This is a genomic window from Clostridium transplantifaecale (genome assembly GCF_900626075.1).
Classification (GTDB): Bacteria; Bacillota; Clostridia; order Lachnospirales; family Lachnospiraceae; genus Otoolea; species Otoolea transplantifaecalis.
The window spans coordinates 460,599-485,393 of the sequence record NZ_UYZY01000002.1 but is presented as its reverse complement, the minus strand read 5'-3'; the positions used below and the strand labels follow the sequence as shown (position 1 = coordinate 485,393).

Annotated in this window: 20 protein-coding genes; 18 read left to right on the top strand and 2 right to left on the bottom strand. The window is 50.3% G+C overall.

What is annotated here, in order from left to right; genetic code table 11:
- Nucleotides 1-54: 54 nt before the first annotated feature.
- Nucleotides 55-1,365: an HD-GYP domain-containing protein gene (locus EJL91_RS07850; protein WP_125141404.1), complete on the bottom strand. Its 1,311-nt coding sequence runs from the start codon at nucleotides 1,363-1,365 to the stop codon at nucleotides 55-57.
- A gap of 200 nt (nucleotides 1,366-1,565) precedes the next feature.
- Here EJL91_RS07850 and EJL91_RS07845 point away from each other — a divergent pair, with 200 nt between their 5' ends.
- The 13 genes from EJL91_RS07845 (at nucleotide 1,566) to EJL91_RS07785 (ending at nucleotide 16,189) form a co-directional block, all read left to right on the top strand.
- Nucleotides 1,566-2,753 (top strand): MalY/PatB family protein, encoded by a 1,188-nt coding sequence (locus tag EJL91_RS07845; RefSeq protein ID WP_125141403.1) that lies wholly within the window; start codon nucleotides 1,566-1,568, stop codon nucleotides 2,751-2,753.
- A 36-nt stretch (nucleotides 2,754-2,789) separates the two neighbouring features.
- On the top strand, nucleotides 2,790-4,037 hold the full coding sequence (locus tag EJL91_RS07840; RefSeq protein WP_125141402.1) for a dicarboxylate/amino acid:cation symporter: 1,248 nt from the start codon (nucleotides 2,790-2,792) through the stop codon (nucleotides 4,035-4,037).
- Between the two features lie 40 nt (nucleotides 4,038-4,077).
- Complete coding sequence (locus EJL91_RS07835; protein ID WP_125141401.1) at nucleotides 4,078-4,344, top strand: hypothetical protein; 267 nt, start codon at nucleotides 4,078-4,080, stop codon at nucleotides 4,342-4,344.
- A 422-nt stretch (nucleotides 4,345-4,766) separates the two neighbouring features.
- Nucleotides 4,767-6,503, top strand: coding sequence for a peptide ABC transporter substrate-binding protein (locus tag EJL91_RS07830; protein ID WP_125141400.1), 1,737 nt, complete (start codon nucleotides 4,767-4,769; stop codon nucleotides 6,501-6,503).
- Between the two features lie 67 nt (nucleotides 6,504-6,570).
- Nucleotides 6,571-7,488 carry an ABC transporter permease gene (locus tag EJL91_RS07825; RefSeq protein WP_125141399.1) on the top strand — a complete coding sequence of 306 codons (918 nt, stop codon included), beginning with the start codon at nucleotides 6,571-6,573 and terminating at the stop codon, nucleotides 7,486-7,488.
- 10 nt (nucleotides 7,489-7,498) lie between these two features.
- Complete coding sequence (locus EJL91_RS07820; protein WP_125141398.1) at nucleotides 7,499-8,848, top strand: ABC transporter permease; 1,350 nt, start codon at nucleotides 7,499-7,501, stop codon at nucleotides 8,846-8,848.
- A 15-nt stretch (nucleotides 8,849-8,863) separates the two neighbouring features.
- A complete protein-coding gene (locus EJL91_RS07815) occupies nucleotides 8,864-9,898 on the top strand; it encodes an ABC transporter ATP-binding protein (RefSeq protein ID WP_125141397.1) in 1,035 nt (344 codons plus the stop codon).
- A gap of 16 nt (nucleotides 9,899-9,914) precedes the next feature.
- The gene (locus EJL91_RS07810) at nucleotides 9,915-10,850 is read left to right on the top strand and encodes an oligopeptide/dipeptide ABC transporter ATP-binding protein (protein WP_164516823.1); all 936 of its coding nucleotides are present in this window, start codon (nucleotides 9,915-9,917) and stop codon (nucleotides 10,848-10,850) included.
- A gap of 96 nt (nucleotides 10,851-10,946) precedes the next feature.
- Complete coding sequence (locus tag EJL91_RS07805; protein WP_243125273.1) at nucleotides 10,947-11,942, top strand: 1-aminocyclopropane-1-carboxylate deaminase/D-cysteine desulfhydrase; 996 nt, start codon at nucleotides 10,947-10,949, stop codon at nucleotides 11,940-11,942.
- A 28-nt stretch (nucleotides 11,943-11,970) separates the two neighbouring features.
- Nucleotides 11,971-13,350 carry a transglutaminase-like domain-containing protein gene (locus EJL91_RS07800; protein ID WP_125141394.1) on the top strand — a complete coding sequence of 460 codons (1,380 nt, stop codon included), beginning with the start codon at nucleotides 11,971-11,973 and terminating at the stop codon, nucleotides 13,348-13,350.
- Nucleotides 13,347-14,150: a M55 family metallopeptidase gene (locus EJL91_RS07795; RefSeq protein ID WP_243125272.1), complete on the top strand. Its 804-nt coding sequence runs from the start codon at nucleotides 13,347-13,349 to the stop codon at nucleotides 14,148-14,150. The genes EJL91_RS07800 and EJL91_RS07795 overlap by 4 nt, the downstream gene beginning before the upstream one ends.
- Nucleotides 14,151-14,207: 57 nt before the next feature.
- The gene (locus tag EJL91_RS07790; protein ID WP_341466971.1) at nucleotides 14,208-15,200 is read left to right on the top strand and encodes a D-cysteine desulfhydrase family protein; all 993 of its coding nucleotides are present in this window, start codon (nucleotides 14,208-14,210) and stop codon (nucleotides 15,198-15,200) included.
- Between the two features lie 23 nt (nucleotides 15,201-15,223).
- A complete protein-coding gene (locus EJL91_RS07785; RefSeq protein ID WP_125141392.1) occupies nucleotides 15,224-16,189 on the top strand; it encodes a dipeptidase in 966 nt (321 codons plus the stop codon).
- Here the strand turns inward: EJL91_RS07785 and EJL91_RS07780 are convergent.
- Nucleotides 16,168-18,243, bottom strand: coding sequence for a sigma-54 interaction domain-containing protein (locus EJL91_RS07780; RefSeq protein WP_125141391.1), 2,076 nt, complete (start codon nucleotides 18,241-18,243; stop codon nucleotides 16,168-16,170). The two genes, EJL91_RS07785 and EJL91_RS07780, sit on opposite strands and share 22 nt — an antisense overlap.
- Nucleotides 18,244-18,583: 340 nt before the next feature.
- Between EJL91_RS07780 and EJL91_RS07775 the strand changes: the two genes are divergently transcribed.
- The 5 genes from EJL91_RS07775 to EJL91_RS07755 all read left to right on the top strand — a co-directional run bounded on the left by EJL91_RS07775 (nucleotide 18,584) and on the right by EJL91_RS07755 (nucleotide 24,770).
- A complete protein-coding gene (locus EJL91_RS07775) occupies nucleotides 18,584-19,783 on the top strand; it encodes a coenzyme F420-0:L-glutamate ligase (protein ID WP_125141390.1) in 1,200 nt (399 codons plus the stop codon).
- Nucleotides 19,784-19,810: 27 nt separating this feature from the next.
- Nucleotides 19,811-20,911, top strand: coding sequence for a hypothetical protein (locus EJL91_RS07770; RefSeq protein ID WP_125141389.1), 1,101 nt, complete (start codon nucleotides 19,811-19,813; stop codon nucleotides 20,909-20,911).
- 132 nt (nucleotides 20,912-21,043) lie between these two features.
- A complete protein-coding gene (yyaC, locus tag EJL91_RS07765; RefSeq protein ID WP_125141388.1) occupies nucleotides 21,044-21,643 on the top strand; it encodes a spore protease YyaC in 600 nt (199 codons plus the stop codon).
- Nucleotides 21,644-21,708: 65 nt separating this feature from the next.
- Complete coding sequence (locus EJL91_RS07760) at nucleotides 21,709-23,226, top strand: LysM peptidoglycan-binding domain-containing protein (RefSeq protein WP_125141387.1); 1,518 nt, start codon at nucleotides 21,709-21,711, stop codon at nucleotides 23,224-23,226.
- Between the two features lie 260 nt (nucleotides 23,227-23,486).
- Nucleotides 23,487-24,770, top strand: coding sequence for a DUF5711 family protein (locus EJL91_RS07755; RefSeq protein WP_125141386.1), 1,284 nt, complete (start codon nucleotides 23,487-23,489; stop codon nucleotides 24,768-24,770).
- Nucleotides 24,771-24,795 lie beyond the last annotated feature (25 nt).

Here is a 24,795-nt window from a genome sequence, read left to right as displayed (position 1 = left end):
TCTGACATACAATGCCCCGCAGCCAGGTATCAATCCCGGCCGCGGGGCATTACTTTACATGTATTCGGTGAGCTGTCTCAGCAGCGCCATATATCCCGTCTGCATTTCCTGATAAATTCCCAGTATTGGTTCCGCTTTTTCGCGTACGGTTCCCATGATCCCGTCATAGTTTTCGACAATTCTTGCCACAATGACTGGATCAACCAGTCCGTGCCCCGCCATATCGTTTAGAATGGAGCAAGTTTTTTCCTTGGAAAAGGAGTCCTTGTAACTCCTGGTGCCGGAAAGGGCGCTGACGATGTCGGCGATAGCGACGATCCGCTGCGGCGCTGACAGTTCGCTTCCGTCCAGGCCGCGGGGGTAGCCGGAACCTTCCAGCTTTTCGTGGTGTCGGAGTGCGATATCCCTGACTTTCGGCGTGACGCTTCCTCCCAAAATAATTTCGGTCAAATCTACATGGGTTCTCATCACGGTCATGGCCTGTGGACTCAGCTTGCCGGGAAACTCAAGGATTTCGGAGGGAATGCCGAGCTTGCCTAAATCATGGAGCATGGCGCCGCAGGTGATATCATTGATATCCTCCTCTGTATTGCAGAAGATCTTTGCCAGTTCCGTGCTGATTACCGTTGTCGTGATCGTGTGAGTGACGGTATGCGGACTTCGGAAATCGATTGCATAAGTCATCATTGTGAGCAGCGCATTTCTCTCTTCCTCCGTAAAAGGAACGTCCTCCAAAACCTGGTCAAATTCTTTTTCCAGGAGCTCGGACAGGAGATAGGCGGTCTGTGACTCTGTCGCCGCACTGAAGAGAAATGAAAAATCAGTCTGGTTAAACAGATCGGACGCTTTGGGACTGAAAATATCCGGCGTGTTTTTGTTAACATAATTTCGGAAATTGCAATAGTCCCTCTTTCCTTTTGTCTGGGAGAGATAGATATCAAAGCGGTCGGCCAGATTGACAAGCTGGGCGGCTCTTCTGGCAAACAGGGGAACCTGATCCAGGTCCTTCATCTTCTTCCAGGGCGTGTGATGGAACAGGATAACGGGAGCCTCATCCTTAAATGGAGTAAAATATTTGAAAAACATATAGCCATAAATGGAGTGGTTCCAGACATTCCGGGTTTCGAATTCCACCATCCGGTCGATCTCATCCGTCTTATAGGCGCCGATATCGTGGAGGGCTGCCAGAATCAAAAGGTTGCGGATCTCCCGTGGCGTATAATCACTGGAAGCTTTTAACATCTGAAACACAATATAGGAGACGCGGGAACCGTGGCCGATGAGACGTTTGTCGACCAGATTGAATGCTCTCTTTACAATTTCTACAATATCCTTATTGCTGACGGGCAGTGTGTATTTATACATAGGGTGCCTTTCCTGAGCGGCAATTTTGCGCGCATTGTTTATTTCCATACATTTTTCGTGTATCATCTATCCTAAATAGTATCATATCCGGGAAGGCGGTTCAAGCAATTCCGGGTGGGCGTAAAAAAGCGGCGTAAAAAATTCACATTGTGATTGGACACCGAACTTGATATACTATAACAAGAAGGGAGGCGGTGCGTGTGATATATAATTTTGATGAGATCGTTGACAGAACTCACAATAATGCTGCCAAATATGACGAAAGAATTAAAAAATTCGGGACTGACGATGTGATTCCGCTGTGGATTGCCGATATGGATTTCAGGGTTGCAAAACCGATAGAAGACGCTCTGGTAAATAAAGCCCGCCAGGGGATTTTCGGGTATGTATCCAGGCCTGAGGAATACTGGGACGCCCTGGTGGGATGGCAGAAGAGAAGAAACGGCTGGGATGTGGATAAATCGCTCTTAAGCTTTAACTGCGGTGTGGTTCCGTCACTGGCTGCCCTGGTACGCCAGTTCAGCGGGGAGGGTGAAACCATCCTGATTCAGACTCCGGTCTACCCTGAATTTTATGAGGTGGTGGAGAATGCGGGGCGCAGTGTTGTTACGAACCGCCTGATCGAGAAGAACGGCCGCTATGAGATTGATTTTGAGGATTTTGAGGAGAAGCTGAAACAGGGACCGAAGGCATTTATCCTGTGCAACCCGCAGAACCCGGTGGGACGTTCCTGGAGCAGGGAGGAACTGAAACGGATGGGAGAGCTTTGCGTTTCATACCATGTTCCAATCCTGTCGGATGAGATCCATGCCGACCTGATGCTGTGGGGAAACCGCCATACACCGATGGCATCCATCTCACCCGAAATTGCCGCTGATACAATCACCTGCACGGCAGTCAGCAAGACGTTCAATCTGGCCGGACTGCAGGCATCCTCCGTTATCTTCAACAACCAGGAGGAGCGGGCCAGGTTTGAGAGGTTTTGGCACAATCTGGAGATACACAGGAATAACTGCTTCAGTCTGGTAGCCTCAATTGCCGCCTACAACGAGGGGGAGGAATGGCTCGAACAGTTACTTCCCTATCTGGAAGGAAATATAAAGTACATACAGGAATACTGTGAGAAAAATATCCCTGAGATTAAGGCAAATCTCCCTGAATGCACCTACCTTGTCTGGCTGGACTGCCGCGGACTTGGACTGCCGGATGATGAGCTGAACCGTTTTATGATAGAGAAGGCCGGTATAGGTTTAAACGCCGGATGTGATTTCGACCGGGAACTGAGCGGATATATGCGTCTGAATGCCGCCTGCCCGAGACAGGTACTGGAAAAGGCAATGGAACAGCTTAAGGACGCTGTTGCCCGGGAACGCTCCGGCCGGCAGTAGCAGGGCGGGCATGATGAAAAGGGAGGTATCAGGGGTATGGAGAAAAGTAAATCAACATTCTGGGAAAATTATCGTTTTCCTCTGACGCTGATTGCGGGTATTGCAATCGGCAGTATTATAGGTATTGTATTTGGTGACAAAGCGGTAATATTAAAACCGTTAGGGGATATCTTTATCAATCTGATGTTCTGTGCGGTGGTGCCGTTAGTATTTATCACGATCTCCAGTGCGGTCGGAAATATGCTCAGTATGAGGCGCCTCGGGAAAATCCTGGGCTATATGCTGGGAGTTTTCATTGTGACGGGAGCGATCGCGTCTGTCGCTATTATTGTGATGGTGAAGATATTCCCGCCGGCAGAGGGGGTCAACATCGCCCTCACGGCTCCGGATTCGCTGGACAGCGTCAACCTGGGAGAGCAGATTGTAAAAGCGCTCACGGTGAATGATTTCTCCGGCTTGCTCTCCAAGGCCAATATGCTGCCGCTAATCTGTTTTTCCGTCCTGTTCGGCGTATGTGTCAGCCTTACGGGAAAAGATAATAACAGCATGGTTGCAAAAGGCCTGGAGGCACTCTCCGCAGTCATGATGAAAATGATTTCACTGATTATGTATTATGCGCCGATCGGACTGGGAGCGTATTTTGCATCCCTGATCGGCGAGTTTGGCCCCCAGCTTCTGGGATCCTACGCAAAAGCGATGATTATTTACTATCCGCTGTGTATCGTGTATTTCTTCGCAGCATTTGCGGCATACTCGTATTTTGCCGGAGGGAAGAAAGGAACGAGAAAGTTCTTCAAAAATATTCTGAACGCCTCGGTAACTTCCCTGGCTACCCAGAGCTCCATCGCCACGCTTCCGGTTAACCTGGATGCGGCGAAGACCATCGGCGTGCCGAAGGACATCAGGGATATTGTGCTTCCTATCGGGGCGACGATGCATATGGACGGAACCTGCCTTTCCTCTATCTTAAAGATATCGTTCCTGTTTGGCATCTTCGGTCAGGATTTCTCGGGAATCGGCACCTACATTACCTGTGTCTGCATTGCGATTCTGGGCGGTGTCGTTATGTCCGGTGTCCCAGGCGGCGGGCTGATTGGCGAGATGCTGATTGTCAACCTGTTCGGCTTCCCGCCGGAAGCATTCCCAATCATTGCAACGATCGGATTTCTTGTGGATCCTCCTGCAACCTGGATCAATGCCACGGGCGATACGGTTGCATCCATGATGGTAACACGTATGGTAGAGGGAAAAGAATGGATGGATATGGAGCCGGAAGAAGACTGATACTATTCTATCAAAACTACACAACAAAAGGAGACCTGCCATGTTCCGCTTGTGGGGAAAAATATTTAAAGATAACAGAATGCTGCAGGACACGGTAATCTGCAATGGCGACTATTCCATGTCCAGAACGGCCATGATTTTTGACGCTGTGGATCAGATATGCTACCAGTTCGATCTGGGGCATCCGGTCTGGCTGGACGCTACGGTCGGGGAATTCAAACGTCATGACAAGGCACGGTTTACGAGTGACAACTTTATAGAATCCATTGATTTTGATTATCTGGAAATTCAGGTACTGGAAGAGTAGCGCGGAAAACGCGTGCTGTCGGCAGGATAACAGAGAACCCGGATATCGCACACATTTTTGAATGTGGCGGTATCCGGGTTTTTCTATGTCATAGGAAAGTGCTTTTATGATTATCCGTGAAAGGCTGTGGAGCATCAGAATGGTTTTATATGGTTATATATTTAAAATTAATAACCATATAAAATGCAAAAAAATATAATTTGTCTTCTTTTTATTTCGTGAAATTATGATTTAACATACTGATAAAAAAATAATTTTACCTATCAAAAGAATGATAAAACATACTGTTATAAAATAATATTTGTTTTTTAATTAAGATATTAGATAAATCTGGCACACATATTGCTCTGTTTATAAATATCAGAATGGGTTTTGCGGAGACCGGAGGTCTTCCTTTATCAAAAACAAATAAGGAGGTTTTTATGAGAAAAAGCAGTATGTTAATCGGTATTTTTGCAATTATGGTATTTGGCGGTGCGCTGGCGGGATGCAGCCAGAAATCGTCCGCCCCCGAAACTTCCGGGCTGGCCCCGGCGGAATCTACCGCGGCTCCGGCAGCTTCTGCAGCAGAGAAGCCGCAGGCTCTCATATGGAATATGGGAAGTGAGCCTAAAACCTGGGATCCTACCCTCAGTTCGGAAACTCTTTCCGAGTACATTACCATTTCTATGTTCGAGGGACTGACCAGGCAGAGTGCGGACGGCATAGAACCGGGAGTGGCCGAGAGCTGGGATGTCTCCGACGACGGCCTGACCTATACGTTCCACCTGCGTAAGTCCAACTGGTCGGATGGAACACCTCTGACGGCCCACGACTTTGAATATACCTGGAGACGTCTCTGCGACCCGACCGTAGCATCACCTTCCGCAGCCGGTGTGACCGACTATGTGGTCGGAGCCGCCGAGTATCTGGCCGGGACCGGTACGGCCGAGGAAGTGATGGCGCACGCCCTGGATGATTATACCTTCGAAGTGGTACTTAAGAACCCGGCTCCGTTCTTTTTGAGCCGTATCTCAGCCGATATTTACTGTCCGGTAAATAAAAAATGCGTGGATCTCGGTGAGGGATGGGAAAAACGCCCGGAAACCTTTATCTCTAACGGACCGTTCATCCTCGGTGAATACCAGATCGGCTCCCATATCCTGATGGTGAAGAACGACGCCTATTATGATGCAGACAGTATCAAGATGCCGGCCATTAAGGGAATCATGATCAACGATGAAAACACATCCCTTCAGGGCTATAAAGCAGGAGATATCCATTGTACCGAAGTAATCCCGGCAGAAGAGATCCCGACGCTCCTGGCGGAAGATCCCAACCTGTATATTTCACCTCTTACAGGAACAAAATATCTTGATTTTAACGTGGACAGGGATCCGGTAAGCGATGTCAGGGTCCGCCGCGCCCTCACCCTTGCCATCAACCGCAAGCTGATCACGGATCAGATAACACGCTCCGGAGAAATACCTGCCAGCGGTTTCCTTCCTATTACGACACAGAAGACGGACGGCAGTTCCTACCGCACACTGCAGGCCAACGGTCTGCCTGAGCCGGTATTCGGCATTTCACCCGATTCCGCAGACGTCGATACGGCAAAACAGCTTCTCGCGGAAGCTGGTTTTCCGGACGGAGAAGGGTTCCCTGAACTTGAGCTTTTATACTACACCGGAGAGAGTGATAAAAAAATCTGTGAGGCCATCCAGCAGATGTGGAAGGAAAATCTCGGCATTACCGTGAAACTGCGCAATGAAGATAAGAGCGTAGCCCTGCAGACAAAAGCAGACGGTAAATACGATATCAGCCTCTCGGGCTGGAGCGCAGGCTATTATGACGCCAGCCAGATGATGAAACAGTTTAAGCTGGATTCCGGATGCTATGCACAGTGGAGATATGCGGAACATCCAAGCGCCCCTCACGACCATACCCTGAACCCGGGACAGAAGGCATTTGAAGATGCTTATCAGGCAGCCATGGCGGCACAGGGAACAGAGAGAGACGGGCTTTGGGCACAAGCCGAGACCGTTCTGATGGAAGAGGCTCCCGCCTGCCCGATCTACTACTATGTACTGAAAGCGCTGATTAATGAGGATGTTGTTACGAATGTGGAGTTCTCCAAGACCGGCAACTGGATTTTCCGCAATGCAGAATTTGTAGACTGATTGTAAGGAAGGTTTGGGAGCGCCCGCCGGGCGGGCGCTCCCGATCTCTTTTGAGGGAGGGAATGATTTGGCCAGATATATTATAAAGAGGGTGCTGGCGGCGCTTATAACCATATGGTTTATCATGACGATTACCTTCGTACTGATGAACGCAATTCCGGGCAGCCCTCTGGATTCCGAAAAATTTCTCGATGTGACACTCCAACAGGCCATGAATGCAAAGTACGGCCTGGATCGGCCGTTGTATGAACGGTATTTTAAATACCTGGTGGATTATTTTCACGGTGACTTTGGCATTTCCTATATTAAAGTGGGACTTTCCACCAATGAGATAATTGCAGCCGGTTTCCCCTATTCCCTGCGGATTGGCATTTATTCGTCCATACTGATAATTATTTTCGGTATCGCGGCAGGAATCCTGGCCGCACTCAGACAGAACCGGTTCGTGGACCGTTTCCTGATGGTGTTATCGACCCTGGGTTCCACGATTCCGAGCTTTGTATTTGCGACGCTGTATCTGTTTTTGTTCAGCAAGATTCTGGGACTGGTTCCCGCATTCGGCGTGGCGGACTGGAAGGGATATATCGGCCCTGTCCTGGTTACCTCCGTGTTTTCCATGGCCTTTGTCACACGCCTGATGAGGACTTCCATGATAGAGGAGCTGAACCAGGATTACATAAGGACGGCCAGAGCCAAGGGAATCTCCGAGTTTAAAGTTGTCACCAGGCATGCGCTGCGCAATGCAATTCTGCCTGTTGTAACTTATATCGGCCCGATGGTTGCCATGGTTGTCACCGGTTCATTTGTCATTGAAAAGGTGTTTGGAATTCCAGGCATCGGCAGCCTGTTTACAACGAGTATCCTCAGCCGTGATTATACGCTGATCATGGGAATTACGGTATTTTTTGCCGTATTTTTAGTGGTATGCACGCTCATTGTGGATATCATGTATGTTTTTGTAGACCCGAGAATCAAATACGACTAGGAGAGTGCACATGGATAATAACATAGAACAGATTCCGGACTCTCTTTGGGAGCCTCTGGAATTGGGTGAAAAGAATTCTGAAAAAATTGAAAAACCGAGCCTGACCTTTTTGCAGGATGGCTGGAGACGGCTTAAACAGAACAAAACTGCGATGATATCCATGGCCGTCATCATTATTCTGGTTCTCTGCGCGGTCTTTATTCCTTTTTTCTGGAAATACAGTTACGCAGAACAGAACCTGACGCTCTCCAATATCCCTCCGGTGCTTAAGGTTTACCCCCTCTCCGATGAGGCCAATGAGCGCAATATCTATATCACACAAAACTACGATGTGGTTGAAGTGGCGGCCGACGGAACTCTGGTGGAGCTTCTGCAGCCCACGTATAAAGACACGATAGCCAGAAAAAGCACCTTTGACCTGAACGGAAAAATACTGTCGATCGATTACAGTATGTATACACAGGCATTGAAGGAATACCGGAAACTGGAAAAGAAGTATTCGGCAGCGGAGGGAGACTGCGTTCCCACGTCGGCAGCCTCTTATCTGACAGGATATTTGGACGGCGGGGAGGAAACTCCGCTTATTTCCCTGGCGGAAGCCAAAAGAATTCTGGAAGAAGAGATACAAAAATGCAGCATTACATACGACGGCCGCGCCATGAACGAAACGCGTACTCTGCGGAATAAGACCTATCTTTTAGGAAGCGATTCGCTGGGGCGGGACCTTTTTATCCGCGTGATATACGGAGCCAGGATGTCCCTGACGGTCGGTGTCTTTGCCGCCCTCGTCAACTTTGTGATAGGCGTCTTTTACGGCTGTTTTGCCGGTTATAAGGGCGGCACGGTAGACAATGTGATGATGCGTATCGTGGATGTGGTGGATTCCGTTCCGATGATGCTGTATGTAATTCTCATCATGGTTGTGATTGGACCCGGCATGAAATCCATTATTATCGCCCTCGGGCTCACTTACTGGGTCAGAATGGCCCGGATTGTGCGCGGACAGGTTCTAAGCTTAAAAAACAATGAGTTTGTGCTGGCGGCAAAAATACTGGGTGCGTCCACGCGCCGTATTTTCGTCAAACACCTGATACCCAATATGATGGGGGCCATCATGGTAGCCATTGCAATGCAGATTCCCAATGCAATTTTTACGGAGGCGTTTTTAAGCTTCGTCGGACTCGGCGTTTCCGCTCCGATGGCCTCCTGGGGTACACTCTGCAACGACGCGCTCCCGGGAATATACGTCTATCCGTACCAGATGCTCACCCCCGCCATCGCCATCTCCGTCACAATCCTGGCATTCAACCTGTTCAGCGACGGTCTGCGGGATGCCTTTGACCCGAAACAGAGAAAGTAAAGAGAGGTGATTTTCATGGAAGAACAATTATTAGAGGTAAAAAACCTTAAAACCTCTTTCTTTACCCATGTGGGAGAGGTCAAGGCAATCCGTGATATAAGCTTTTCGGTCCGGAAGGGCGAGGCGGTAGGTATTGTCGGCGAATCCGGCAGCGGCAAAAGTGTGACCTCCCTGTCGATTATGCAGTTACAGCACCCGGGCAGGATTATGGGAGGGGAAATCCTTTTTCACGGTGAGGATTTGCTTAAAAAGAATAAAAAAGAGATTCGGAAAATGCGCAGCAGCAAAATAGCAATGATTTTCCAGGATCCCATGACCTCCCTGAATGCGCTGATCACGATTGGCAGCCAGATCAGTGAGGCCGTATTAGAACATGAAAAACTGTCCAAAAAACAGGCGATGGAAAGGGCGGTTGAAATGCTGCGCCTGGTCGGAATCCCCGACCCGGAGGAACGCATCCACTGTTATCCGCATGAATTCTCCGGCGGTATGCGCCAGCGAGTCATGATTGCCATGGCGCTGTCCTGCAATCCCGAACTTCTGATTGCGGACGAGCCGACCACGGCGCTGGATGTGACGATCCAGGCCCAGATCCTCCGCCTCCTGAATGATCTGAAGGAACGCACAAATACTTCGATTATCCTGATCACACACGATCTGGGAGTTGTGGCAAGCTCATGCAGCCGCATTATCGTAATGTACGGGGGACAGATTATGGAGACTGGAACGGTGGAAGACATTTTTTATTCCCCGCTTCATCCATATACCATGGGACTTTTAAAATCTATTCCCAAGGCCGGAGGCAGCAGGGAACGGCTGCAGTCGATTGCAGGAACTCCCCCGGATATGCTGCAGCCTCCCGCAGGCTGCCCGTTTTACCCCCGCTGTGAATTTGCCATGGGTGTCTGCAGGGAGCGGACGGTACCGGAATTCCACAGAGGGGAAGAGCATGCCGTCCGGTGTTGGCTCTGCCATCCCGGGGCGCCTGTAGTAGATAAGTATGAAAATCAGAAGGGAGGTGTGAGGCGTGGAACAGCATCACCTGATTGAAGCGGAAAACCTCAGCATGTATTTTAAAAAGGTCAAGGGCGTGGTAAAACAGAAGATTTCCTATGTAAAAGCCGTAGACAATGTATCATTTTTTATCGACAAAGGCGAAACATTCGGCCTGGTCGGCGAATCGGGGTGCGGAAAGACGACCACGGGCCGCGCAATAAGCCGCCTCTATGAACCGACCGGGGGAAGCGTAAGGTATGACGGCGCCGATATCACCCATTTAAATGCAAAGGAGTTCATGCCGTACCGTAAAAAAATACAGATGATTTTCCAGGATCCGTACGCATCCCTGAATCCGCGTATGACGGTGGCGGACATCGTGGGTGAACCCCTGGATATCCACCACATCTGCTCCGGAAAGCAGAGGGAGGAATATATTCTGGAGCTGTTGAGACGGGTGGGGCTGAACAAGGATCATGCCAGCCGTTATCCCCATGAATTTTCAGGAGGCCAGCGCCAGCGCGTGGGCATAGCCAGGGCATTGGCGGTCAATCCGGAGTTTATTATCTGCGATGAGCCGATCTCGGCTCTGGATGTGTCGATTCAGGCACAGGTAATCAACATGTTGGAAGACCTGCAGGAGGAGCTGGGGTTAACCTATCTGTTTGTGGCCCATGACCTTTCCATGGTGCGCCATATATCGGACCGTGTCGGCGTTATGTACCTGGGAAGTCTGGTGGAGATAGCCGAAACGGAGGAACTGTATAACCATAATCAGCACCCCTACACAAAGGCGCTGCTCTCCGCGATCCCGATAGCGGATCCGGTTCTGTCCAGACAGTCCGGCCAGATACTTTTAGAAGGGGATGTTCCGAGTCCCCTGAATTCACCGGCAGGCTGCAAATTTGCCAGCCGTTGTCCTTATGCAAAGAATGAGTGCAGGGATAGAGCGCCGGAGTTTAAAGAAGCTGCCAGAGGCCATTTTGTGGCCTGCCACCTGGTGTGACACGATCCGTCCCCCGGATGGACCGGTATTTTAAGACGCGACTATATAAGTTGAAATAATCAGGCCGCCTGCGTCGGCGGCGGAATGGAGATGGATATGAATACCCGGCAAGCAAAAAATGTTTTGGCTGATTTTCACCGTCTGGAGTTAGGAACGTTCCCAACCCCGCTGCACCAGGTGAAAAACATACAGAAAAAAACAGGATCCCGTTTTCCCCTGTATATCAAGAGGGATGACCTCACCGGACTGGGAGCGGGAGGAAATAAGATTAGAAACCTGGAATATCTTCTGGGCGACGCGGTACGGAAAAAAGCGGACGTTGTGATAGCCTCCGGAAAATGCCAGTCGAATCTCTGCGCCCTCGCCGTATCTGCATGCAACAAAGCGAATCTGGACTGCATCATTATTCACAATGACGTCAGGCCGGAGCGGATGGAAGGAAACCAGCTTCTCAATGTTCTTTCCGGTGCAGACATGCGTTATATTGGAGATATGCCGGATCACGAGAGGGAGGCGTATGTGGAGGAGTTCTGCCGTGAGCTTGAGAATCAGGGCAGGCATCCTTACCTGATTAAAAATGGGGCATCGACGGCCCTTGGCTCTCTGGGATATGTCCAGGCCGTTGTGGAACTTTGTGATCAGTGCGGGGCACAGGAACTGCAGCTTGACCATCTCTTTGTTCCGGGCGGAAACGGGGGGCTGGCGGCCGGAGCCATATTCGGCGCGGCTTTGACCGGGGCGCCCTTTCACGTACATGTTGTGACGGTTGAGCATGAAAAAGCGGAACTGGAAGAAATCCTCAGTGGTTTTCTGGGAGAACTGCAGCAGCTGACCGGACAGCTTGAAGGATTCTGCTTTGAAAAGCTATATACCGTCCACGAGGAATACAGAGGAGAGGGATGGGGCAGGCCCACAAAGGAATCGGTGGATCAGATTTACGATCTGGCTAAGGAAGAGGGCATTTTTATTGAAAAAGTTTATACCAGTAAAACCCTGTACGGAATGGTGGATTCAGTGGAAAACGGAACCGTAAACGGCAGCGCCTGCTATCTTCATTCGGGCGGGTTCGGCGCGCTGTTCACCCAGTTTTAACAGTTTTAAGAGAGGGAGGTAACTTGACATGTTGGAAGAGATAAAGTATTTGTCCGTGCAGCTTCCGGAGGATATCAGAAGGCAGTTGGAGGCCGGGTATTTTTCAAAGGCGGTTAAGCTGATCAACAGACGGCTTGAGGGGGAACTTCCCCGGGCTCTCAGAAAGTGTCTGGAGCTTCAGAAAGCACAGCTCCCAATCTGGGAGGCGGAATATCCAGTTTCCTATGAGGAGGCGTTGGCCGTCCTCTGCCTGAACATCCGTGATTTTACCGGGGAGGAGTTTGAAGATCTGATTGAACAGGGCGTATTTGACTGGATCTACAGTGACGGGAAGATGTATTTTATCCGCACGTTCTATGAGAACCTTCTGAAGGTGCGGCATCCCGTAACAGACAGACTGGCGGTGCCGCAGAAACCGGAGGAGCAGGAGGAAAAGCAGGCGGTTCTCAACCGGAATATGAACGATATGAAGGAGCAGGGGGGAAACGCTTACCGCATTCATATCAGAAGCACCTTGAAGGTGAAGGGAGAGGAGGATGCAGGGGATCGGATTACCGTGCACCTGCCTATACCCAATGCGGGAACGCAGGTGAGAAAGATCCGCCTGATAGGGATCCCAACAGACGCGGTAATCGCACCGGAGGGTTTTGAGAGCCGGACCGTCTGCTTTCAGAGGCCTTATATAAAGGGAGACACGTTTACCGTTGAGTATGAATATGAGAACCATGTGGCGTACACGGAACCGGATCCCGGCATGGTGGAGGCAAAACAGCCGGACTTCTGTCTGGAAGAACAGGCCCCTCATATCCTTTATACGCCGTTTATCCGCAGTCTGTATGAGGAGGTTGTGGGGGAAGAGACAAATCCGCTTTTAAAAGCCCGAAAAATTTATGACTATATTACGCTGAACGTCAGATATTCCTATGTGAGAAAATACAGCATCATCAGGAATATCGCAGAGTATGCCGGCATAAACCAAAAAGGAGACTGCGGCATTCAGGCATTACTGTTCATCACGCTGTGCCGTTACGGAGGGGTTCCCGCCAGGTGGCAATCGGGTCTGTTTGCAGCGCCTTATGATATCGGCGGCCATGACTGGGCACAGTTCTACGTGGCTCCCTACGGCTGGCTTTTTGCCGATTTGTCGTTCGGGGGCAGTTCCCACCGGGCCGGCAACGAAGAGAGAAGACGCTTTTACTTCGGGAATCTGGATCCGTTCCGTATGCCTGCCAATTCTGCATTCCAGCATGAGTTTACACCGCCGAAAAAGCATATGCGCCAGGATCCGACCGATAACCAGTACGGCGAGTGTGAGTACGGACACCGGGCCTTAAAGGCAGACGAGTATGAGATAAAACATGAGATTCTGGAGATTTGCCGGATTCCATGGGAAGGAGAAAAGCGATGAAAGTATTTATCAGCGCAGACATTGAAGGCATTGCGGATTTGGCATCCTTTACGGAGGCCGGCAACGATAATCCGCAGCTCTATACTAGGGGCATGATCCAGATGAGTAAAGAGGTGGGCGCCGTATGCCGCGGAGCGCTGTCTGCCGGAGCTGATTTTGTGGCGGTCAAGGATGCACACGGATATGGGCTTAATATTATGCATGAGTATCTGCCGGAATCGGTCACGCTGATACGCGGGGAAGTGAAAAACCCGTATTCCATGGTGGGAGGCATTAATAAAAGCTATGATGCCGTGATGTTCGTGGGCTATCACGACGCAGCCGGACAGAATGGAAATCCGATGGCCCACACGATCAGCAGCCGGAGTATCAGGGAGATCACCGTCAACGGCGCCCCGGCGTCGGAGATGACTCTGTTTTCCTATGCGGCCGCTTATCTTGGAATTCCCACGGTCTTTGTATCAGGAGATGCCGGAATCTGCGACAAGGCGTCGTTTGCGAACCCAAAGATTGTGACGTGCTGCACGAAGATAGGAATCGGAGGAGCCGTTGCCAGCCTGCATCCGGCGGTAGTGGAACGGATGCTGGAGGATGCCGCGGAGAGGGCGCTGAGGGTGGGCCATGGCGGGCCGATGAGTCCCCTGCCCCCTGAATTCCGGGTCACCGTAGCCTATCAGAGACATTATGATGCGGAACACGCCTCCTATTACCCGGGCGCTTATAAGACGGATGCACATACCGTTGAATTTAAACATAATGACTATTATGAAGTCCTCCGGTTTTTCCATTTTGTGCTGTAACCCAGGATTCGGGTACAGCGCCGCTCAGGAGGCGAATCAATATAACAGGAGGAAATAATGATGAAACCTTTTCCAAACAGAGTCCCTATGGCGAATCTGCCGACTAGAATTGAAATGCTGAACCGGTTTTCACAGGAGCTTGGCGTTTCCGTCTTTATCAAGCGTGACGATTTGACGGGAATGGAGTTCTCGGGCAATAAAATCCGCAAGCTGGAATATTCCGTCGGGGAGGCAGTCAATATGGGGGCCGACACACTTATCACCTGCGGAGGGCTCCAGTCCAACCACTGCCGCGCCACGGCGGCGGTTGCAGTCAAGCTGGGACTTCGCTGCTGTCTGGTGCTCAGAAACGGTGAGCCGGAACCGCCGGCAGACGGAAACTACTTTATAGATAAGATTCTGGGGGCGGATGTGCGCATTATCGATGCGGAGAGCTACCGCTCCAGGCGCAGTGAAATTATGGAAGAAATAGCGGAGGAATACAACGCTGCAGGACATAAGGCATACATCATTCCCGAGGGTGCGTCAAACGGAATCGGTACCTTCGGCTATCTTACCTGTATGCAGGAAATCATGGAACAGGAGAAACTGCTTGGCGTCACCTTTGACACCATCATAGACGCCGTGGGTTCGGGCGGGACATTTGCCGGACTTTGTCTTGCAAACCGGTTGTACGGACTGAACAAACGGATCGCAGGAGTCAATGTCTGCGACGATGCGGAATTCTTTCAAAAACGCGTCTCCGAGATCGTGGAGGAGGCCGGGAGGTATCTGGATGAACCGGTTGAGATCCGTCCGGAGGAAGTCGAAATTCTGGATGGTTATGTCGGAAGGGGATATGCGCTCAGCCAAAAAGAAGAACTCGACTTTATACGTGACTTTGCCCGCAAGGAAGGCGTCATATTAGATCCGGTCTACACTGGTAAATGTCTGTACGGATTTACGAAGGAGTTCGAAAAGGGACGTTTTTCCGACAGTAAGAATATTTTGTTTATTCATACGGGCGGCCTGTTTGGTCTGTTTCCGGCCAGAGATCAGTTCACATTTTAAAAATGGGAGAGGAGCAGTAAGAAATGCATTTCATTGATTTTCATGCGGATACCTTAAACCGCCTGTTTTACCAGGAGGGAACGGAGCTGGGGGATTTATGGGAAAATAAATGCCACGTATCGCTTAAAACGCTGCAGCAGAGCGGTTACACTGCCCAGATGTTTGCCTGCTTTCTGAATCTTAAAAGGCCTCCGCGTCTGGGGAGCCATTATCAGGATGTGCTTGGCATGATCGATCTGTTCCGGCAGCAGGCCTGTGAATACGAAGATAAAGTGCGTTTTGCAGGAAGTTTTCAGGACTATGCCGAGAATAAGAAGCAGGGAGTGATATCGGGATTTCTGACGCTGGAGGAAGGCGGGGTTCTGGAAAACAGGATAGAGCGCCTGGATGAACTGTACGAAAAAGGCATACGGGTGATTAACATGACCTGGAACCATGAAAACTGCCTGGGCTATCCCCACTGCGCGGCACAGTCCCAGCCAAGAGGGTTAAAGGCATTCGGACTGGAGGCGTTAAACAGGATGGATGAGCTGGGAATCATAGCGGATGTATCCCACCTGTCGGACGAAGGATTCGAGGATGTTATGCGGTATGGAAACAGGCCGGTGATGGCAACGCATTCCAATGCCCGCGCCCTGCGGCCGGTGAGCCGCAACTTAAGCGATGATATGATACGACGGATTGCAGACCGCGGAGGCATGATTGGACTTAATTTCTACTCCGACTTTTTATCCGGGGATCCGGTGAGCCGCATCCCGGATATGCTCCGCCACTGCCGCCATATCATCAACATCGGCGGCGAGGAAGTGCTGGGAATCGGCGCCGACTTTGACGGTATGGATATTGAACTGGAAATCGATGGGGTAAAAGAGATCGTAAAACTTGCAAATGCCATGGAGAGGGATGGCTTTTCCGAACGGCTGACAGAGCTTATCTGTTACCGCAATGCAGAAAATTTCTTTTACCGTTATTGGGGCGACTCGGTCTGAGCCGCTCCTTTTTCCATGATATAGTAGTATGCCTTCATACCAAGGTCCGTAATGCATGTTCCGCCCCGCCCGCGCGTGATCCGGATCAGGCGGTAGAATGCAAGGGTCTGGAAAATGGTCCGTATCTCCTGCTCGGAGAAATAGACGCCGCTTTTTTCCAGTTCCTGCAAAACCGTCTTCCGGCCCAGCTTTCGGCTGCTGCGGCACGTTGTCTGAAGTACGGAAAGGACAGGGAAAATGCGGTCCGCCTGATGGCTGTTTTCCTTTATAAAACGTTCTATTATTTCTATGTCCTGCAGGCTGGCGCTGTCTGTACCGAATACGTCCTGATCCAGATACCGTTTTAATTCATCGGCGTCAATGACCTGGCGGTCGGAGTAATTGAGCCGTTCCACCAGATTCTGAAGTTCCCTGATATTCCCCTCAAAATGAACGTTCTGAAGAAGTTCCACGGCATCCTGCGTCAGGGAAAAAGCGGCATGCAGCCCCTCCTTCATCTTTTCAACCAGAATCGGGATATCGTCCCTGCGCTCATCCAGCGTCGGAATCTGGATGCTCAGTACGTTCAGGCGGTAGTAGAGATCCTTTCGGAAGGCCGACTGGTTGACCAGTGTTTTCAGTTTGATATTGGAGGCCGCGATAATACGGACATCCACATTGATCACGGAATCGCCGCCGATGCGCGTAATCTCCTTTTCCTGAAGGACGCGCAGCAGACGGGTCTGAAGGTGGATATTCATCTCGCTGATCTCATCCAGGAAGAGCGTGCCTCCGTGGGCCTGCTCAAAGTAACCGGATTTTCCGCCTTTTCTGGCTCCGGTAAAAGCTCCCTCCGCATAGCCGAACAGCTCGCTTTCCAGGAGACTTTCGGGAATGGCTGAACAGTTGATGGCGATAAAAGGAAAGTTCCTGCGCGGTGATGCATTGTGGATCGACTGGGCAAACAGCTCTTTTCCGGTTCCGGTCTGGCCGTAGATTAATACGGAGGAATTGGAGCGCGCCATTTTGGCGGCGAGCTGTTTGGTCTGGCGGATCACCAGGCTGTCACCGGCGATATCGTCAAACGTGTATTTTGCCGCATGCCCTCTGGCCATAATCTGCCTGCGTATCTTATACTGCTCCTGTTCCAAATCCGTGAATTTTTTTAAAAGGACAATGTATCCCTGCTGTACGGAGGTATATTCGACCGGGTAAACGGATACGATAAGCACATTGGAATTCAGGGTGATGACCTTGTCTTTAACGGCCATTGGCGTTTTGCTGTCCCAGAGCGGGGGCAGAGCTTGGTGCAGATGTTTTCTTATCATATGCTGGGGCGGCTGCCCGATGAGCCTTGCGGCGGAATCGTTGACATAGATGATGTCTCCCTGCTCGTTCAGGCTCATGATGCCGGAATCAAACACCTGCGTCACAAATTTGAGCTGCTGTTCCAGGAAATTAATCTGATCGAGCATTCCCAGGACACTGGTGTCGGTGGAAATAATGCTGTCGAAGTACTGCCGGAAGATGGGGCGGTGCAGTACATCGATGGTATTCAGGCGGATGGCTATTTCAATAATGGTCTTCATCGACAGTACCCGCTCACCCAGATCGATCACTTTTTTAACCCCTGGCGGAACCAGGTCTATCTCACCGGGAGTGACGGCCAGGCCGCAGGAGAGATCCGGTGAAATGGGCGGATAGGCCGGGACAAAATCAATATGCTTGATACCGCACCTGTGAATCAGGGATATGGTATCAATGGCGTCCTGCAGGGAAACGTTCACAAGCAATGCCTGCGTCCCCTCCGGGATCGCCCGGAGCCGCGCGACAGACTTCTTTTGCAGCGTGATGTTAGCGATGGTAATGTTGTCGAAATCGGGTACATACTGTTTCAACAGTTCGCAGACGGTATAGGTGGACGCCACGACAATATCGGCCTCCAGGTTTTTTAAAAGATCACTGTAGATGGAATAAAACGCCACCTCCACAGAGGTTCCGAACAGCTTTTCGAGCGTCTCCGCGTATTGATGGCCCGTATATTCCTGATATGCCACGATTGCCAGTTTCTTCATATTCCAACTCCTTTGTATGCAGGGCAGGCGCCCGCCGTTAAGCGGCCCCGGTTGTAAGCGGATTTAATTGACCTTGTTATTGTAACATTTTATCGCCCTATTTTCCAGTAAATGAGGAGGGGGACTGAAGACTGGGATTCCTCACATAAAGGACGTGACAACCCTTCTAAAATATGGTAGAGTTATTCTTGTGAAAATCCCTGATAAAGGGAGATAATATTGAAAATAAAGTAACTGTCCGGTTTCTGCCGAAGTACTGCTGTTTACGGGGGAATCCCGGAGCGTGCCCTGCGGTGCATACTGGATGGCTGCGAACATTATACGTATGGAGGAATGGAAGATGGATAGACTGATTGGTACCGTTTCCAGAGGCGTCCGTGCCCCGATTATCAGACAGGGGGACGATCTGGTTCAGATTGTAGCAGATTCTGTATTGGAAGCAGCAGAGAGCGAGGGCTTTTCACTGCGCGATAAAGATGTGGTGGCTGTGACGGAGGCCGTAGTGGCGAGAGCACAGGGCAACTATGCAACCATAGAACAGATCGCAAAGGATGTGCACAATAAATTCGGCGACGAGACAGTGGGAATCATCTTCCCAATCCTGAGCAGAAACCGTTTTTCTATCTGTTTAAAAGGAATTGCCATGGGCTGCAAAAAGGTGGTTCTGATGCTTAGCTATCCTTCCGATGAAGTGGGCAATCATCTGATTACCCCGGAGCAGATGGATGAGAGCGGAGTGAATCCGTGGAGCGACGTGCTGACGGAGGAGAAATACCGTGAGCTGTTCGGCTACAGAAAACACGAGTTTACAGGCGTGGATTATGTGGACTACTATAAGAAACTAATTGAAGATACAGGGGCTGAAGTCGAGATTATTTTTGCTAATAATGCAAAAGCGATACTGGACTATACAAAGACCGTGTTAAACTGTGACATCCATACCAGGAAAAGGACAAAGAACATGCTTCTTAAGGCGGGCGCCGTTAAGGTTCTTTCCCTCGACGACATTATGACGGAGAGTATGGACGGCAGCGGATATAACGACAGCTACGGCCTCCTTGGTTCCAACAAGGCGACGGAAGATTCCGTAAAGCTTTTCCCGATCCACTGCGGCGAATTTGTGCATGATGTGCAGAAGAAACTGATGGAAGCGACTGGAAAACATATCGAAGTCATGGTTTACGGCGACGGCGCTTTCAAGGATCCGGTTGGAAAGATCTGGGAACTGGCCGATCCGGTTGTTTCCCCTGCTTACACAGACGGACTTGAAGGCACACCGAATGAAGTGAAATTAAAATATCTCGCAGACAATAACTTTGCCGACCTTGCCGGTGAAGAGCTTAAGAGCGCGATTTCAAATTACATCAGGGAAAAAGACGAGAAAGCGGAAAATCTGACAGGAAACATGGTATCCCAGGGTACTACTCCAAGAAGACTGACCGATCTCATCGGCTCCCTCTGTGACCTGACTTCAGGAAGCGGAGATAAGGGGACGCCGATCGTCCTGATCCAGGGCTATTTTGATAATTACACAAAATAGATAATTTAAACTATCCGGGAGGTAGTTATGGCACAGACGATAACGGATTTTAAATCATTTCTGGAAGATGCCAAAGAGGCGGTCACTGAGCTTTCCGATTTCACGAAGAAGGAAGAACAGCTCCGGATGGAGGAGCTGCGCCTGGAGAAATCTCTGGAAGCAGAGAAGAAGGCGGTTGATGACGCCATCAGCATGACCGTCCGGAAAAGGCGGGATGAGATGGAGAGCAGCTATGACGCGGAGATAGGAAAGCTCCAGGAAAAGCTGAAGAAAATCAGGGCCCGCAGGGAAAAAGCCAAAAATCAGGGGATGAAGGACCGAATCAGGGAAGAGACCGTGGAGCTTCATGAACATAACCGGGAGCTGAACGTCAGGATGAAGACCCTGTTCCAGTCCCAGAGAGTGCCGTCTTTCTGCAGAAGCGGATTTTATTATGCTCTCTATTTTCCTAGAGGACTTAAGGAAATTTTTACCTTCCTGCTGACGTTTGCAGTCTGTTTCCTGCTGATTCCATACGGAGTGTACACTGCTCTTCCCGATAAAAAAACTCTGTATCTGGTGCTGATTTATGTGGTTGCGATTCTCATCTTCGGCGGAATCTATACAATTGTGGGCAACGCGACAAAAGGCCGCCATCAGAGCGCCCTCCAGGAGGGCCGGCAGATAAGGAGCCTCATCAACTCCAATAATAAAAAGATCCGCGTCATCACGGCTTCGATCAAGAGAGACAGAAATGAAGCAATCTATGATCTGGAGAAGTTTGACGACGAGATTGCCCAGCTTGAGCAGGAGATGGCCGAGACGGTCCGCAAGAAAAAAGAGGCGTTAAACACATTTGAAAATGTGACAAAAACGATCATTACCGATGAGATTACCGGCAACAGCAAGGCGAAAATTGACGATTTGCAGGCCGCCTACGAGGATGCAAGCAGCCGCCTCAGATACACAGAGACGATTGTAAAAGAAAAGAAAATATTTATCACGGATACGTATGAAAGCTACGTGGGGAAGGAATTCCTGACGGCTGAGAGACTGGAGGAACTGAAGCGGATTTTGGAATCCGGCGAAGCCGGCAATATCAGTGAGGCGATCGAGGTATACCGCGACAGAAATATGTCGAGAAAATAAATAGGTCGTGAACCGCGCTTTGCGAACTTTTCATTGCCGCTCAGTAAAAATATGCAGGGGAGCAGATCCCCTGCATATTTTTTATACTGCCTGTTTATAATAGAATTAACTAATCAGACAGGCGGTAAGTTTATGAAAATTTGGGAATGGAAGACAATCCGGAATGACCAGGAAATTTATTACTATAATGCATCCCGCAATTTTATCCCGGAGGAATTTGCCAGACAGCTCCTTGAAATGATACTGGAAGAGCGGGAACGCAAAAACAAGCGGGGGATCGTATTCTTATGCATTGGCACGGATCGCTCCACGGGGGACAGTCTGGGGCCGCTTATCGGATATAAACTGAGCAGGATGAAGATGACAAAGGCTACGGTGTTCGGCACCCTGGAACGGCCGGTGCACGCGATGAACCTGGAAAATTATATGGCGGTTTTAAGAACGTGTTATCAGGACGATCTGATTGTAGCGGTCGATGCTTCGGTGGGAAACAGGGAGCATGTGGGATACGTAACCCTGGGTAAGGGAGCGCTGAAACCGGGGCTAGGAGTCAGCAAGGAGCTCCACTCGGTAGGTGATATTTTTATAACCGGAATTGTGGGGAGCTGCGGCAATTACGATCCGCTGATGCTGCAGAGTGTCAGGCTGTCGGTTGTCATGCAGATGGCGGACTGCATCAGCAGAAGTATTGGTCTTGTCGAAAAGTTCTGGGATAACACGGCCTTTGTTTGACAAGTTTTTCATAGATCCTGTGCTATGATCGCCTAGATTTAATAAAACGATAGCGGGGTGAGTCTATGGGAGAATTATACAATCCGTTTCCCAGACTGCCGAAAAATATCAGGCAGATCGGTGACAGGGATGATGTGGTCAAGCTGTACGTGGAAGATTATGTAAACACTTATCTGAAACGTCTCTTTCCAACAGGAGGACAAGACCTGAGAGTCGGGCTTTTGCTCGGCAGCACGGAACAATACGAAGGGGTGCCTTATATATTTATCGATGGGGCGCTGGAGATGGAAGATGTGACTGCGGCAGGGGAAAAAGTGATTTTTTCCGAAGCAGCCTGGAAGAAAGCATACCAAAGCATAGAAGAAACTTTTCCAAAGAGGACCGTACAGGGGTGGTTTATTTGCGGAGCGCCCGGCTGTATTTTGAGTCCTCTTAATTATTGGAAACAGCACACCCAGTATTTCGGCGGAAAGAATCAGCTCATGTATCTAAACAGCGGAATCGACGGCGAGGAGGCGGCTTACATAACGTCCGACGACGGTTTTTACCGGATGAAGGGATACAGCATCTACTATGAGCGCAATCAGATGATGCAGGATTACATGATTCTCCGCAAAGACGTACACCGCGTGGAAACAGGAGGCGGGGACAGGGTGATCCGCGACTTCCGCCACAGGATGGAAGGGCGGAAGATGGAAGCCGTCTCCCGCAGAGGAACTATAAAAACACTTGGAATGCTTTGCAGCGTGCTGTCGGTAGCGGTGCTTGCCGGCGGCGTTGTCATGTTTAACAACTACCAGAAAATGCGGGAGATGGAGACCGTCCTTGTCTCGGTCCTGCCAAGCGGTGTAAAAGGGCTTGAAAACTACATCGGGAAAGAGGACGACGACAACCTGGTGGTGGAGCAGATCAAGGGCAACGTATATCCGACGGAGGCCTCGGCCGAGGAAGCCAAAACAGGCCAGTCCGACGGAAATTCCATCCTGAACAGCGGTGAGGCCGTAGAAAAAACGGCAATACCGGGCGCTGAGACCCAGTCAGGGACAAGCACCTCTGAGACACAGGCCCAGTCCGGCCAGACCGAAAATCAGGGAGGAGAGCAGGCCTCGGCCCAGAATCCGTCCGGTGGACAAGCACAGACGGAGAGCGGAAGCCAGGGCGGAACCACAGGCCAGCCGGCACAGGGCGAGGGTGAAGCAGGAGCTAAACCACAGTCCGACGCCCAGGGGCAGACGGGCGGTAAAATCCAGTCTGACCTCCAAAACCAGGCAGGAGGACAACCCTCCGCCACACCTCAGGGAGACGCGGGACAGTCGGCTTCCCAGAACAGCGGCGCCTCTGAAGGCGGCCAGAACGAAAGCGGCGGCAACTCCACCGCAATCAAGGATTACCCGGTTACCAATATGAAACCGGGCGGAACCTATGTAATAGGCGACGGCGAGACACTCTACGGAATCTGTTTCAAACTCTACAGTAACCTGGATTATCTCGACGATATCTGCGCTCTCAACAAATTAGACGACGTCAACAAGATCATAGCCGGACAGGAACTCGTCCTCCCGGATGTAACCGGGCTTGAATAAACGGTTGAAAGGACCTTTTCGCGCCGCGCAACCCTGGATTTTCGCAAAAAACATGTGAAAACACCTCGCGGAATGCATCCTGACTGAACTGTTACTATTTTTCCGCCAAATAGGGAAAATATAATGCGTATCTCCTGAAAATAGTGTATAATTGTTACCAACTATTCAGCCGGGTAAGCCACAGCCGTTAAGCGCTGAATCACGGCGGATATCCGTTTTCATTTTTAGTGAAAATGATTCGCGGTTACAGGAGATAAATAATGAGCAATATGAACTCAATGGAACGAGAACAAAAAAAGAGGCAGTTAAAACGCCGCATCATAGAACCAGGGGCACCGCCGGGAGGCGGCAGGCCGAGAAAGGAACAGGAGGACAGCGAGGAAGAGATTGTCCGCAAGGCGGAGTGGAAGACGCGGGTGAAACACTTCAGGCTGGTCATGTTTTTTGCTTTTCTGGCGGTTCTTATCATATTCCTGGCAGTCCGTTATGTCCGCGGCCATCAGTATACTGAATATACGGTTGCCTGGGAGAAGGAGATTCCGGCCAGCGAGAGCAGCTTTACCGGATATATGAAATTCGGCGACAACATGCTCAAATACAGTAAGGACGGAGCGTCCTATATTGACAAATCGGGCAATGCCGTGTGGTCCCTGAGCTATCAGATGAAATCACCGGTATGTTATATTAATGGAAACTATGCAGTCTTAGGCGATCAGCAGGGCAATTCCATTTACATCTGCGATACCTCCGGACTTCAGGGGGAAGCGACCACCCTGCTTCCGATTCTGAGGGTCAGCGTATCGGCATACGGAGTCGCGGCGGCGCTGGTGGAAGACAGCACATCTTCCTATATCACATTTTTTAAGAAAGACGGAAGCACTCTGGACTGGAGCATCAAGACCGTTATGTCGAAGAGCGGATACCTGATGGACGTCTCCATGTCCCCGGAAGGAACCCAGGTCATGCTGTCGGATTTATATATTCAGGACAGCACCCTTAAAAACAGAATCGTATTTTACAACTTCTCTGAATTTGGCAAGAGCTACCCGGACCGTCTTGTGGGCGGGTTTGATGAGTTTGGGGAGAGCCTGTGCCCCAGGGTGAGATTTTTCGACGAAGATCACGCCTGCGCGGTGACGGACAACCAGCTGGCCTTTTTCTCATTGGAGAATGTGACCTCACCGGAGCTTGTTAAGCAGATACCGGTGGAAGAACAGATAAAGAGTATCGCTTATTCCGACAGCTATGTGGCCGTAATCGTGGATGCGCCCTCCGGCGAATACGACAACAGGCTGGATGTGTATAAGTCGGACGGATCGCCTGCATTCAGCAGGGAATTTACCTATCTGTATCAGAACATGGATATTGACGGGGATTTCGTAATTTTGTATAATGATAATTCTTGTAAAATTTATGATATGTCGGGAAGAGAGCGTTTCTCCGGCGAATTTGATTTCACAGTTGCCAAAATAACAAGAGGCTCACGTTTTAACTCCCTCATCATCACAGGCGGGGACAGGATACGTGAGATCACATTAAAGTAACCAGTTAACAACTGTTCAGACGGTA

What these genes read in the sequence shown, in the direction of transcription:
- EJL91_RS07840 (WP_125141402.1), top strand. Translation starts at nt 2,790, where the DNA reads ATGGAGAAAAGTAAATCAACATTCTGGGAAAATTATCGTTTTCCTCTG.
- EJL91_RS07835 (WP_125141401.1), top strand. Translation starts at nt 4,078, where the DNA reads ATGTTCCGCTTGTGGGGAAAAATATTTAAAGATAACAGAATGCTGCAG.
- EJL91_RS07785 (WP_125141392.1), top strand. Translation starts at nt 15,224, where the DNA reads ATGCATTTCATTGATTTTCATGCGGATACCTTAAACCGCCTGTTTTAC.
- EJL91_RS07760 (WP_125141387.1), top strand. Translation starts at nt 21,709, where the DNA reads ATGGGAGAATTATACAATCCGTTTCCCAGACTGCCGAAAAATATCAGG.
- EJL91_RS07755 (WP_125141386.1), top strand. Translation starts at nt 23,487, where the DNA reads ATGAGCAATATGAACTCAATGGAACGAGAACAAAAAAAGAGGCAGTTA.
- EJL91_RS07830 (WP_125141400.1), top strand. Translation starts at nt 4,767, where the DNA reads ATGAGAAAAAGCAGTATGTTAATCGGTATTTTTGCAATTATGGTATTT.
- EJL91_RS07810 (WP_164516823.1), top strand. Translation starts at nt 9,915, where the DNA reads ATGTATTTTAAAAAGGTCAAGGGCGTGGTAAAACAGAAGATTTCCTAT.
- EJL91_RS07805 (WP_243125273.1), top strand. Translation starts at nt 10,947, where the DNA reads ATGAATACCCGGCAAGCAAAAAATGTTTTGGCTGATTTTCACCGTCTG.
- EJL91_RS07800 (WP_125141394.1), top strand. Translation starts at nt 11,971, where the DNA reads ATGTTGGAAGAGATAAAGTATTTGTCCGTGCAGCTTCCGGAGGATATC.
- EJL91_RS07780 (WP_125141391.1), bottom strand. Translation starts at nt 18,243, where the DNA reads ATGAAGAAACTGGCAATCGTGGCATATCAGGAATATACGGGCCATCAA.
- yyaC (WP_125141388.1), top strand. Translation starts at nt 21,044, where the DNA reads ATGAAAATTTGGGAATGGAAGACAATCCGGAATGACCAGGAAATTTAT.
- EJL91_RS07815 (WP_125141397.1), top strand. Translation starts at nt 8,864, where the DNA reads ATGGAAGAACAATTATTAGAGGTAAAAAACCTTAAAACCTCTTTCTTT.
- EJL91_RS07770 (WP_125141389.1), top strand. Translation starts at nt 19,811, where the DNA reads ATGGCACAGACGATAACGGATTTTAAATCATTTCTGGAAGATGCCAAA.
- EJL91_RS07790 (WP_341466971.1), top strand. Translation starts at nt 14,208, where the DNA reads ATGATGAAACCTTTTCCAAACAGAGTCCCTATGGCGAATCTGCCGACT.
- EJL91_RS07795 (WP_243125272.1), top strand. Translation starts at nt 13,347, where the DNA reads ATGAAAGTATTTATCAGCGCAGACATTGAAGGCATTGCGGATTTGGCA.
- EJL91_RS07775 (WP_125141390.1), top strand. Translation starts at nt 18,584, where the DNA reads ATGGATAGACTGATTGGTACCGTTTCCAGAGGCGTCCGTGCCCCGATT.
- EJL91_RS07850 (WP_125141404.1), bottom strand. Translation starts at nt 1,365, where the DNA reads ATGTATAAATACACACTGCCCGTCAGCAATAAGGATATTGTAGAAATT.
- EJL91_RS07820 (WP_125141398.1), top strand. Translation starts at nt 7,499, where the DNA reads ATGGATAATAACATAGAACAGATTCCGGACTCTCTTTGGGAGCCTCTG.